We start from the raw sequence: 11,556 nt of genomic DNA, 5'->3' as shown, positions 1-11,556 counted from the left end.
CGTGACTGAATCCCCCTCCGCAACCCCCGGGTCGCCGCCGCTCACTCCCGCTCCGCCTTCTCCCTCCGCCCCGCGCGGCCTGGTCGCGGACGTCGTACTGCCCTGCCTCGACGAGGTCGAGGCGCTGCCCTGGGTACTGGCCCGGATCCCGGACGGCTGGCGGGCCGTCGTGGTCGACAACGGGTCGACGGACGGTTCACCCGACGTGGCCCGCGCGCTCGGCGCGACCGTGGTGCACGAGCCGCGCCGGGGCTTCGGCGCGGCCTGCCACGCCGGGCTGCTCGCCGCCGAGGCCGAGTACGTCTGCTTCTGTGACTGCGACGCCTCGCTCGATCCGGCCGAGCTCGTCCGGTACGTACGGGACGTGGCGTCCGGCGCCGCCGACCTGGTGCTCGGCCGGCGGCGGCCGCAGGGTCCCGGCGCCTGGCCGCCGCACGCGCGGGCCGGGAACCTGGCGCTCGCACGGATGCTGCGGCGGCGCACCGGGCTCCGGCTGCACGATCTCGGCCCGCTGCGGGCCGCGCGCCGTGAGGCGCTGCTCGGGCTCGACCTCACCGACCGGCGCAGCGGCTACCCGCTCCAGATGGTGGTGCGCGCCGCGGACGCGGGGTGGCGCGTGGCCGAGTACGACGTGCCCTATCTGCCGCGCACCGGTAGGTCCAAGGTGACCGGGACCTGGCGGGGCACCTGGCATGCGGTGCGGGACATGCGCAAGGTGCTGGCCGAACCGCCGGTGGCGGAGCGCGTTCCGGCGGCCGCACGATGAGCGCGGCGGCGGTTGGACGGGCCCCGGGTACGACGCTGATCATCCTGGCGAAGGCGCCGGTGCCCGGCCGGGTCAAGACGCGGCTCACCCCGCCGTACACCCCGCAGGAGGCGGCCCGTATCGCGGAGGCCTCGCTTGCCGACACCCTCGACGCGGCGCTCGCCACCCCCGTCGGCAGAAGGGTGCTCGTCCTCGACGGCGAGCCGGGGCCATGGCTTCCGCCCGGCATCGAGGTGCTGCCGCAGTGCGCGGGCGGTCTGGACGAGCGGATCGCGGCGGCGTTCGCGGCGTGCTCCGGACCCGCGCTGCTGATCGGCATGGACACCCCGCAGGTGAGCCCGGCCCTGCTCGCGCCCGCGCTCGCCGATCCCCGTCCGGGTGAGGCGTGGTTCGGGCCGGCGGAGGACGGCGGGTTCTGGGCGCTCGGCCTGACCGACCCCGATCCCGCGCTGCTGCTCGGGGTGCCGATGTCGGTGGCCGAGACGGGGCGCGTTCAGCGGCAGCGGCTGTCCGACGCCGGGCTCGCGGTGCGCGAGCTGGCGTGGCTGCGGGATGTGGACACCGCGGGGGATGCCCGTCTCGTCGCGGAGCTCGCGCCGCACGGCCGGTTCGCCCGTGCTCTCGACGTGAGCCACCCCGGCCGCCCCGGCCGCCCTGCGGCCTCTCGGCCCGCGGCGATCGGGGCCTCGGCCGCCCGGACAACACGGCCCTCGCCCATTCCGCACGCCCCGAACGCACAGCCCATGGCGGTCGGGCCCACCCCGAACGCACAACCCGTGGCAGTCGGGCCCACCCCGAACGCACAACCCGTGGCAGTCGGGCCCACCCCGAACGCACAACCCGTGGCGGTCGAGGCCGCCCCGAACGAAGAGCCGCTGGCGCCCGCACCGATCGCGGGCCACCCGGCCCCGGGGGCCGTGTCCGCCCAGGGCGAGCCCCTGACACCCGGGCCGCGCGCATGGTGAGAGCGCTCTCGGTCACCACCGCGGCTCCGGCCGCCTGGCACGCCGACCCCTACACCGATGCCCTGCGCTCCGGGCGCGGCCCGCTGTTCCTGCGCAGGCCCGACGGCTGGCTCTTGCCGCTCGATGTCGAACGCTGGTGTGCGGAGCCCGACTTGGCGGACCGTACGGTGCTGCGCCGCTGCCGGGGCGCGGTCCTGGACATCGGCTGCGGGCCGGGCCGCCTGGTGGCCGCGCTCGCCGCCGACGGGGTCGCGGCCCTGGGCGTCGATGTCAGCCCCGAGGCAGTCCGCCACACCCGCGACTGGGGCGGCAGCGCGCTGTGCCGCTCGGTCTTCGAGCGGCTGCCCGGCGAGGGGCGCTGGGACACCGCACTGCTCATGGACGGCAATGTGGGCATCGGCGGCGACCCGGCGAAGCTCCTCGATCGCGTGGCCCAACTCGTCGTACCTGATGGCCTGTTGATGGTGGAGACGGCTCCGTACGAGATCGACGAGCGACTCCGGGTCAGGGTCTCCGACGCACACGGCGCGACGGGTGGCGACTTCGACTGGGCGCGGCTCGGCACGAACGCGTTGCTGTCCTGCGCCCGCCCCCTGGGCTGGCGCCCGGCCGGCCGCTGGACCGCGGCGGGCCGCCCGTTCGTGGCCCTTCGGCGCGGCTAGAGGAAAGCGGCTGAAGGAAAGGCGACGCCGACCGTGCAACGCGCGAAGGGGCGGGGCAGGGGTTGCCCCCGTGGGAGTTCACCCCGTGGGAGTGCAACCCCGCCCCGCCCCAAGCGCGTTCAGGTCAGCTCACGTTGACCGCGGTGTCGTCGATGACGAACGACGTGGCCAGGCTGCTGTCCTCCACACCGTTGAACTTGAGGGTCACCGTCTGCCCCGCGTACGAGGAGAGGTCGAAGGACTTCTGTGCGAAGCCGGTGTTCTTGTTGAGGTTGGAGTAGCTCGCCAGGGTGGTCGAACCGGCCGTCACCGTCAGCTTGTCGTAGGCGGTGGTGGTGGTCGTCTCCTTGGTGTCGATGTGCAGGTAGTAGCTGAGGGTGGCGTGGCACCCGGCCGGGATGGTCACCGACTGGGACAGCGAGTCGGTGTGCGTGGTGCCGTAGCCGTTGAGCCAGGCCTTCCACGAGCCGGAGTGTGCGGCCTCGCCGCTGGAGCTGTCGATGACGCCCGCGGTCGCGGACCAGGGTGCGGCGCTACCGGTCTCGAAGCCGGGGTTGCCGAGCAGTTGGGACGCGGTGCAGCCGCCGCCCGAGGTGCTGACGTTCCAGGTGAAGGACGTGGCGCCGCTGGCGTTGGTGGAGTCCTTGGCGGTCACGGTGACGTTGGAGGATCCGGCGGCGGTCGGGGTGCCGGAGATCAGTCCGGTGGAGGCGTTGATGGACAGGCCGGCCGGGAGGCCGGTGGCGCTGTAGGTCAGCGACTGGCCGCTGTCGGAGTCCGTCGCGTGGATCTGGAGCGAGACCGCGGTGTTGACCTGCGTCGACTGGTTGCCCGGGTTGGTCACCGACACGGTGTTGCCGGTGCTGGTGCCACCGGTGAAGGCCGCCGTGCCGTTCGGGGTGCCGAGACCGGTCGGGCCGTCGTAACCGGCGGCCGCCTGGCACAGGTAGGCCGGGCTGCAACTGCCGTTGGCGCCGGAGGTGACGTCGTTGAGGGAGGAGGTGTGGGCGTAGGGGTAGGACGCCGGGACCGTGTTCGCGGCGGGGGTGCCGGCCAGCGCGTACACACTGGCGATGATCGGCGAGGAGGCGCTGGTGCCGCCGTACACGTTCCAGCCGGTGGCCTGGTAGCTGTCGTAGACCGCGAGGCCGGTGTTGGGGTCGGCGACCGCGGAGACGTCGGCGACGGTGCGCTTGGCGCAGCCGGTGTCCTTCTGCCAGGACGGCTTCGGGTCGTACGCCGAGCAGCCGGAGCCCGCGCCCTCGCCGCCGGAGCTGGTGCCCCAGACCGATTCGGACCAGCCGCGGGTGTTGCTGGCACGGCTCAGCGAGGTGCCGCCGACGGAGGTCACGTACTGGGAGGCGGCCGGGTACTCGACGCCGTAGCCGCTGTCACCGGAGGAGACGGTGATGGCGACGCCCGGGTGGTTGAAGTAGGAGGCGTCGGAGCTCGGGTCGGTCGAGTCCTCGCTGCCGCCGTAGCTGTTGGAGACATACTTGGCGCCCATGGTGACCGCGCGGTTCACGGCCGCACCGAGGTCGCCCATGTTCGCGGAGGTCGCCTCGACGAGCAGGATGTGGCACTGCGGGCAGACGGCGCTGACCATGTCGACGTCGAGGGAGATCTCACCGGCCCAACCCGAGTCCGCCGTCGGGTAGTTGGTGCCGCCGTTCTGGTCCACCTTCTTGAAGCACCCGTTCGCGGTGGTGCAGGCGGGCAGTCCGTACTGCGAGCGGTACGTGGCGAGGTCGGACTCGGCGTTCGGGTCGTCCTGCGCGTCCACGATCGCGACGGTCGCACCGGCGCCGGCACTCGACGGCAGGGCGTACGCGCTCTGCAGGTCGGTGGGGCCGTAGCCGGAGGGGGCCGCGTTCGGGGATATGCCGAGGTGGTGGCGCACGTCGGTACGGGCCAGCGCCAGGCAGGACATCACGCCGGCCTTGTCGGGCTGGGCGCACAGGCGTTGCACGTTGGCCGGCTGGGAGCTGCCGCTGTCGGTGGCCGCGGCGACGGACGGGGCGACGGCGATCAGGCCGCCGGTGACCAGGGCCGCCGCGGAGAGCGCGGCGGTGGCGGCCCGGCGAGTGAATCCGGGGAGGCCGAAGGGTCTCTTCGAGTACAAGGAACTGCCCTCCATGGGGGGTTGGTTCGCCGGATCGGGGCGAGCGGAGAGGTGCCGGGAGCTGGGTCTTCGGCGGAACTGATCCGGCGCGTTCGGCAGTACGGGGCGGGGGTACGGGTTACGGAGCGCGTGGCACGGAGTGCGGAGTGCGGGGTACGGCACTCCATAGCTCGGCGCTACGTGGTGCGGCTCCATGTGGTGCGGCACTACCTGGTGCGGCTGTGCATGGCGTCGCAATACGTGGTGCGGGAGCACGTGATGCCTGTGCCCGTGGTGCGGGAGCACATGGTGCCCGTGCCCGTGGTGCGGGAGCACATGGTGCCCGTGCCCGTGGTGCGGGAGCACATGGTGCGTAAACGGAGATTCGATCGGGCGCGGATGCGCGATCGGCATTACGGGTGCGGCACGTTCGGCGGTACGTGTGTGCATGTGCACGTGATCAGCGAGTGCGGCTTTGCGTGATCAGTGCTTGACGGTGGCACCTCGCGAAGACTGCCACCCGCTCAAGTGGTGGCAGGGACGAAGGTAGCGACGGCCGCCGGGTGCGACAACAGCGTTAGGCAAGCCCGAGGCAAAGCCTTGCCCTCGAAACGGGATGGATCACCGTGGGGGCGGCCCGCCGAATTCCAAAGGATCACGGGGCTGCTCAGAGCGGGTGTACGTGTATACGGTGGCGGGCAACTTGCCGTGGGAGGACGTACATGGAGCTGGACGGGGATGCGCATGGAGCCGGATGAGGGGTCCGTCAACGACCTCGTCGAGCTGGGTCTGTCCCGCTACGAGTCACGGGTCTACCTCGCCCTCGTCAGGCGCGACTCCTACACCGCGGCGCAGGTGGCGCGGGAGGCGGAGGTGCCGCGCCAGCGCATCTACGACGTCCTCGACGGCCTGGTGCGCGCCCAGCTGGCAGTGGCCCACCGAGGCAGGGTCGCCACCTTCACCGCGGTCGCGCCGGAGCTCGCGCTCACTCGCCTGATGAACCGTCAAAGAGAGTCACTGGAGCGGCTGGAGAAGGTGTCGGCCGGTCTCACCTCGATGCTCCTCCCCCTGTGGGCGGACGGCCGGGCCCACACGGACCCGCTCGACTACATCGAGGTGCTGCGTGACCAGCGGCAGATCGCCGAGCGCTTCGCCGACATCCAGGAGCAGGCCGACTCCGAGCTCCTCACGTTTTGCATGCCCCCGTTCGTCGCCCCGGCCGCGAACACGAGCGGGATCAAGGCGACGCGACGGCTGCGGCGCGCCAAGGGCACGGTGCGGGCGGTCTACACGCACGACGCGCTGGCCGACGAGGAGGTCCTGGAGAACGTGCGCCGCTTCGCCGAGGCGGGCGAAGAGGCCCGCTTCGCTCAGCGCCTTCCCCTCAAACTGGTCATCGCGGATGCCTCGTTGGTGCTGTGCGACATGCCGGACCCGGTCGCGGGGACGGGTGCCACGACCGCCCTGTACATCGAGCACCCCGCGCTCGCGGCCTGTCTGCGACTGGCGTTCCAGAGCGTGTGGGAGGCGGCGGAGCCGATGCGAGATGCGGCCCGGAACAAGGCCTGACCGCCCGCGGGCCTACCGGGCTGCCGCGCCTGCCCGACTGCCAGGGCTGCCCGACTGCCGGGCACAGGAACTGGCGGGCACAGGAACTGGCGGGCACAGAAACTGGCGAGCACAGCAACTGCCGGGCCATTGATTGGCTGTCAGGACTCGCGCGAGACGTCTCGACGGATCGATCGCAGTGCTCAACCTCCGTTGAATTTGCGGTTGTTCACCTTCCCCCTCCCCCAACGCACCGCGCCGATCATCCCCGCGAGAGCAGCCACCACCGCCAGACAGATCAGGAGACCGCGCACGTAATTCAGGGGCAGAACCGAGGAGTTGGCAGTCGGCAGCGGGCGGAGGAGGAGCGGGAGCGCGATCAGGACGAGGCAGCCGACGGTGAGCAGCGCGCCACGCGGCAGGCCGCGGTTCTTCAGGCCGCCGAGCAGCAGGCCCACGCCGAGTACCAGTGGCGCGATCAGCCCGTCGTGCAGAACAACGGCCCCGGCCAGCCAGATCAGCACGTCCCAGTGCGTGGCCTGACCCCAGAGCAGTACTCCGCCGAGCACCATCATCGCGAGCCCCGCCGCGCCGAGCGCGCTGCGCGTCGACAACGTACGCATCAGTGCCGTTCGCGTCTTCGTCATGAGCGCCGTACGCATCACAGCACCTCCAGCCGGCTGACCCATTTGGTCTGTAGGACGCCGGGGCGGTTCGGCGCGATGATGCGGGCCGGGTAGCCGTGATCCGGCGTCAGGACCCGCCCGTTGAGCCTGAGGGCGAGCAGGGTCAGCGGGTCGTGGGCGTACTCGCGGCCCATCTCCATCACGCGGTACGCGCCGTACCGCTCCAGGGACACCACCCGCACCCGCGCGTCCGGCGGCGCGCCGGCCCGGTGCAGCAGGTCCGTCATGCGAACGCCGGTCCAGTGGGCGGACTTGCTCCAGCCCTCGACGCAGGCGATGGGCAGGACGGATTCGTGCTGGGTGAGGGCGGCCAGTTCATCGAGGGTGAGGGTGTACGGAGTGGGCCCCACGACCGTCAACTGGTAGGCGGAGAGGTCGACTTGGGTCACTCCGGCCGCCACGGCGGTCCGGTTGACCGGGAGGGCCTGGGGTCCGTGGTCGGGGTGGCGCGGGGCGAGCAGGTCGAAGGCCTTGAGCGGAGTTAGGGACTGGCCGACGGTGGTGAGGGTGACCGCGCCCACGGCGGCCGCCACCCCGGTCAGGAGGGAGCGCCGGTCGGGGCCGTCGGCCGCGGGCAGGGTGAGTGTCCCCGGCGAATCGCGGCTCCAATGCGCCTTGATTTCGGGGTACTTGACGGCGATGTGCATCAGTAGCGCGCCGGCGAGCAGCCAGGCGACGGCGAAGTGCACGGGCACGAAGGAAAAGGGCCAGGGGTACCACTGCACGGTGTTCAGGAGGCCGGTGAACAGTTCGAAGACGGCTCCGGCGACCAGGACCGCGACCGAGAGCCGCTCCAGGGCGTGGCGCACGGAGCGCACGGGCGGCCAGGCGAACAGCCTCGGGTACACCGTCCACAGCTTGGCCAGGAGCAGCGGGATCGCGGCGATACCGGTCGCCACGTGCAGGCCCTGGGTGAGGCGGTATCCCCACAGGGGCCGACTGGGGAGGTCGTCGGCCAGCCAGCCGGGTGGATGCTGGAGGTAGTGGCTGACCAGTCCGGTGCCGAAACAGACCGCGATCGCGGCGCCGAGCCAGCGGCCGATCGAGGTCGCCGTGCGGGCGTCGTGCAGCCGGCCACGGAAGGTGGGCGGCCGCACTGCGGGGAGGCGTGGCTTCATGGCCCCATCCCACCGCGAGGAGCCGCCGCTCCGGGCGGGTCGACACCTTACGGTTCTCGAACGCCGATGCCCGGCACGGAAATGCGATGGCGCGATCAATACCGTGACAGGGTCGTGGATGTGTGGTTAGGATCTTTGGGCAGCATCGCGTGTCGGTCACCGGCCGGGTGAGACATGGAGGTGTCTGTGAGATGCCTGTTGGAGGCATTCCACCGTGTCAGTACAGTTGAATCACACGATCGTTTTCGCCCGCGACAGACGAGTGTCCGCCGAATTCCTCGGCGAGATCCTGGGTCTTGAGGTCGGGAAGCCGTGGGGGCCGTTCATCCCCGTCTCGACCAGCAACGGTGTCACTCTCGATTTTGCCACGGCACCCGAGGGAACGGACATCACGCCGCAGCATTACGCCTTCCTCGTGTCCGAGGAGGAATTCGATGCGGCATTCGAGCGGATCAAGTCAATGAAGCTGCCGTACTTCGCCGATCCCCATCAGCAGCACCCGAATGAAATCAACCACAACGACGGCGGGCGCGGGGTGTATTTCCCCGATCCGGCCGGACACGGAATGGAGCTTCTGACTGTTCCGTACGGCGGCTGGAAGTAATTCACCGCCGCCGGGTGGCCGGGCCGCCTCCGCATGTTCGGCCGAACCTTACGGTTCGCGGACGGCGGGGGCGGCCTGCCGTGCGGCGCGGTCCGGAGCTGGCAGGCTCAGGGTGTGACTCATGGATCCACCTTTCGCCCCGTCGTTCGCACCGGCGTCCTGCTCGCCGCGCTCACCGTGGTGCTCGCCCTCACCGTCCTGCACGACGGCTACAACACCGACCCGGGCGGGCTCTCCTGGTGGTACGCGGCTTCCTGGCTGCTGTTCGGCGTCGCCGCCTGGTCGCTGCGCAAGGTTCCGGTGCGCAGGCAGGCCGCGCTGATCGTCGCGGGCGGCATCGCCGTCGCCGCCACCGGACTCCTCGCTCCGCCGCGCACCAGCACCGACTCCTACCGCTACGCGTGGGACGGCCGGGTGCAGGCGGCCGGGATCTCCCCCTATGACCACGCGCCGCGCGACCGCGAGCTGACCGGGCTGCGCGACCCCTGGCTGTTCCCCACGGATCCGGCCCAGTGCGCGCTGCCCGACCATGCCCGGGTGGACGGTGGCTGCACCCGCCTCAACAGGCCTTCGGTGCATACCATTTACCCGCCGGTGGCCGAGGCGTACTTCCTTCTGGTGGACGAGATCTCACCTGGATCCGCCCGCATCAAGCCGCTCCAGATCGGTGGCGCGCTGTGTGCGGTGGGCACCACGCTCGTTCTGGTGCGCATCCTGCGGCGGCGCGGCACGGGTGGGGATCCGGGCACGGCGCCCATGCCGGTGCCGGTGCCGATGTCGGTGTCGGTGTCGGTGTCGGGCGCCGCGTACTGGGCATGGTGCCCCGCCCTGCCGGTGGAGGCGGTCAACAACGCACATGTCGACGTGCTGGCCGTCCTGTTGACGGTCGCGGGCATCGGCGTACTGACGGGCGGGCGCGGGGCTGGGCGGCTCGCCGCCCTGACCGGCGGGCGCGGCACGGAGAGCCCGGGTGCCCCGACCGGCGGGCGCGGGCCCGAGAGCGCGATCAGTCGGATCCGGGCCGCACTGGGTGGCGCGCTGATCGGCGCGGGCGTCGCGGTCAAGATGCTGCCTGCCGTGGTACTGCCCGCAGTGCTGCGGCGGCGTCCGGTCACCGTGGTGCTGTCGACGGTGGGCCTGATCGCGCTCTCCTACCTCCCGTATGTGCTCGCCTCACACTCCTCGGTCTTCGGCTACCTCGGCGGCTACACCCAGGAGGAGGGGTACGACGACCCCGCCGCGCGCGGCCGCTTCGCGCTGCTGCGCCTGGTGCTGCCCCCGAGCTGGTCCCTGCCGGTGACACTCGTCGTGCTGCTCGCGCTGACGGCGTACGTCCTGCGGTTCGGGAAGCCCGAACGGCCTTGGTCAGGAGCTCTGTTGCTGCTCGGCTCGGCGTTCCTCCTCCTCACGCCCGGATACTCCTGGTACGCCCTGCTCCTGGTCGCCCTCGTGGCGCTCGACGGGCGCTGGGAGTGGCTTACGGTCGCGGGCGCGGGGGCGGCCAGTTACGTGACGGCGCGGGCCGCGCCGGGTTTCCCGGTGGCGACGACGGCCTACGCGATCGCGGCGGGCGCGGTCCTCGCGGGTTGCGTACTGCGCTTGCGGCGACGCCCGGCGTACGACTCGGGTCCCGCCGAGGTGCTGTCCAACGGGCGGGTTAGTGTCTGAGGTATGACAACTGCCGCAATCGATACGGGAGTCGGGCCCCTGTTGCGCGGCTGGCGCGAGCAGCGCCGGATCAGCCAGCTGGAGCTCGCGCTGCGCGCCGATTCGTCGGCCCGGCACATCAGCTTCATCGAGACCGGCAGGTCACGCCCCAGCGAGGAGATGATCCTGCGCCTCGCCGAGCACCTGGACGTACCGGTCCGCGAGCGCAACTCCCTTCTCCTGGCGGCCGGTTACGCCCCGCACTACGCACAGACCCCGCTCGACGACCCGTCCATGAGCGCCCTGCGCGAGGGAATGGAACGGCTGCTGCGGGCCTACGACCCCTACCCGGCCGTGGTGGTGGACGCGACGTACACGGTGCTCGCCGCCAACCGGGGCATGGGCATCCTGCTCGACGGCGTGGCGCCGCATCTGCTCACCCCGCCGGTGAACGCGATGCGCCTCACCCTCCACCCCGAGGGCCTCGCCCCGCGCATCCACAACCTCCCCGAGTGGCGCGGCCATCTCCTGGAACAGATGGAGCGGCAGATCGCGTTGCTGCGCAACGACGACTTGCGCGAGCTGTACGAGGAGGTCGCCGCGCATCCCGTGTGTTCCGCGCGGCCGGTGCCACCCTCGCCCTCCGCGCCCTCCGCGCCCTCCTTGACCTCCACGCCGGCGAACGCGGACGGCTCGGGCGACGCGAGCGCTCACCCCGCGTTCCCCTTCGCGCTGCCGCTGCGCATCGAGCACGCGGGCACGGTGCTTTCCCTCATCTCGACCATCGCGACGTTCAATACGCCCATGGACGTCACCGTCTCCGAATTGGCCATCGAGACGTTCCTGCCGGCCGACCCGGAGACGGCGACTTACCTTCAGTCGCTCATGCCGTAGCCGGTACGCGGTCCAGGAAGCCGGCGACGGAACGGATCCGGCCGTCCTCGGCGAGGGTGATCACATCGAACCCGGCGACGGGTGCGGAGCCGTCGGCCACCGACACCAGTTCCCATCCGAACCGGGCGATGTCGTGGTTCCCGTCGACCGCGCCGAGCAGCCGGAACTCGAACCCCGGAAACTGCGCTCGTGCCCCCGTGATCACGGCGGCGATCGCCTCGTGTCCGGCGACCTCGACGAGCGGGTCGGTGTAGGTGCCGTCCTCGGTCCACCCGGCCGCCACGGCCTTGGCGATGCTCTCGGCAGGATCGGCGTTCCACGCCTCGAAGTAGCGGGTGACGGCGTTCTCGTAGCGGGTCTCGGACATGGAAATCAGCCTCCGTGAAGTACGTTCTACCGGTCGGGAACCCGGGACCCGACCGGAGTGCGCCGCCCGGGTCCCGATGTCGGCAACTCTGCCGGGAGGCGGGCGAGGGGTCGATTACCGGCGAGGTAATGGGGTTGGCCGCCATGGGCTTGGATTTCGGCACGTGCGGCAAGGCTTGCGGAACCCGTGCGGAACCCG

At 71.4% G+C, this 11,556-nt stretch carries 11 protein-coding genes and 1 pseudogene; 8 read left to right on the top strand and 4 right to left on the bottom strand.

The window, feature by feature from the left end; all coding sequences use genetic code 11:
* The first annotated feature begins 1 nt into the window (after position 1).
* From CG740_RS12930 to CG740_RS12920, 3 genes and pseudogenes are all read left to right on the top strand, one after another.
* Positions 2-766 (top strand): glycosyltransferase family 2 protein, encoded by a 765-nt coding sequence (locus CG740_RS12930; RefSeq protein WP_376211092.1) that lies wholly within the window; start codon positions 2-4, stop codon positions 764-766.
* Positions 763-1,389: pseudogene (locus tag CG740_RS40870) on the top strand (TIGR04282 family arsenosugar biosynthesis glycosyltransferase); the annotation flags it as partial. The gene CG740_RS12930 and the pseudogene CG740_RS40870, both read left to right, overlap by 4 nt.
* A 335-nt stretch (positions 1,390-1,724) precedes the next feature.
* Entirely contained in the window at positions 1,725-2,393 is a 669-nt protein-coding gene (locus tag CG740_RS12920; protein WP_100575229.1) for a class I SAM-dependent methyltransferase, read from the top strand.
* Between the two features lie 124 nt (positions 2,394-2,517).
* Here CG740_RS12920 and CG740_RS12915 read toward each other — a convergent pair whose 3' ends face one another.
* Positions 2,518-4,530, bottom strand: coding sequence for a putative Ig domain-containing protein (locus tag CG740_RS12915; protein ID WP_100575228.1), 2,013 nt, complete (start codon positions 4,528-4,530; stop codon positions 2,518-2,520).
* A 165-nt stretch (positions 4,531-4,695) separates the two neighbouring features.
* Between CG740_RS12915 and CG740_RS12910 the strand changes: the two genes are divergently transcribed.
* Positions 4,696-4,977 (top strand): hypothetical protein, encoded by a 282-nt coding sequence (locus CG740_RS12910; RefSeq protein ID WP_100575227.1) that lies wholly within the window; start codon positions 4,696-4,698, stop codon positions 4,975-4,977.
* A gap of 261 nt (positions 4,978-5,238) precedes the next feature.
* Positions 5,239-6,063 (top strand): TrmB family transcriptional regulator, encoded by an 825-nt coding sequence (locus CG740_RS12905; RefSeq protein ID WP_100575428.1) that lies wholly within the window; start codon positions 5,239-5,241, stop codon positions 6,061-6,063.
* A 182-nt stretch (positions 6,064-6,245) separates the two neighbouring features.
* On the opposite strand, the gene CG740_RS12900 is transcribed toward CG740_RS12905, so the two are convergent.
* Both CG740_RS12900 and CG740_RS12895 read right to left on the bottom strand, forming a co-directional pair.
* On the bottom strand, positions 6,246-6,689 hold the full coding sequence (locus CG740_RS12900; RefSeq protein WP_234376219.1) for a hypothetical protein: 444 nt from the start codon (positions 6,687-6,689) through the stop codon (positions 6,246-6,248).
* Between the two features lie 14 nt (positions 6,690-6,703).
* Complete coding sequence (locus tag CG740_RS12895) at positions 6,704-7,846, bottom strand: molybdopterin-dependent oxidoreductase (RefSeq protein WP_100575226.1); 1,143 nt, start codon at positions 7,844-7,846, stop codon at positions 6,704-6,706.
* Positions 7,847-8,060: 214 nt separating this feature from the next.
* On the opposite strand from CG740_RS12895, the gene CG740_RS12890 reads away from it, so the two are divergent.
* The 3 genes from CG740_RS12890 to CG740_RS12880 all read left to right on the top strand — a co-directional run bounded on the left by CG740_RS12890 (position 8,061) and on the right by CG740_RS12880 (position 10,991).
* Entirely contained in the window at positions 8,061-8,450 is a 390-nt protein-coding gene (locus tag CG740_RS12890) for a VOC family protein (RefSeq protein ID WP_100575225.1), read from the top strand.
* 114 nt (positions 8,451-8,564) lie between these two features.
* Positions 8,565-10,118, top strand: coding sequence for a glycosyltransferase 87 family protein (locus CG740_RS12885; protein ID WP_234376218.1), 1,554 nt, complete (start codon positions 8,565-8,567; stop codon positions 10,116-10,118).
* Between the two features lie 3 nt (positions 10,119-10,121).
* The gene (locus CG740_RS12880) at positions 10,122-10,991 is read left to right on the top strand and encodes a helix-turn-helix domain-containing protein (RefSeq protein ID WP_100575223.1); all 870 of its coding nucleotides are present in this window, start codon (positions 10,122-10,124) and stop codon (positions 10,989-10,991) included.
* On the opposite strand, the gene CG740_RS12875 is transcribed toward CG740_RS12880, so the two are convergent.
* Positions 10,981-11,358 carry a nuclear transport factor 2 family protein gene (locus tag CG740_RS12875; RefSeq protein WP_100575222.1) on the bottom strand — a complete coding sequence of 126 codons (378 nt, stop codon included), beginning with the start codon at positions 11,356-11,358 and terminating at the stop codon, positions 10,981-10,983. The genes CG740_RS12880 and CG740_RS12875 overlap by 11 nt on opposite strands.
* Positions 11,359-11,556 lie beyond the last annotated feature (198 nt).

The sequence above is a fragment of the Streptomyces sp. CB01201 genome (assembly GCF_002803085.1).
Classification (GTDB): domain Bacteria; phylum Actinomycetota; class Actinomycetes; order Streptomycetales; family Streptomycetaceae; genus Streptomyces; species Streptomyces hundungensis.
Note: the sequence above shows the minus strand (reverse complement) of the source record. Positions and strands in the feature narration are given on the sequence as shown.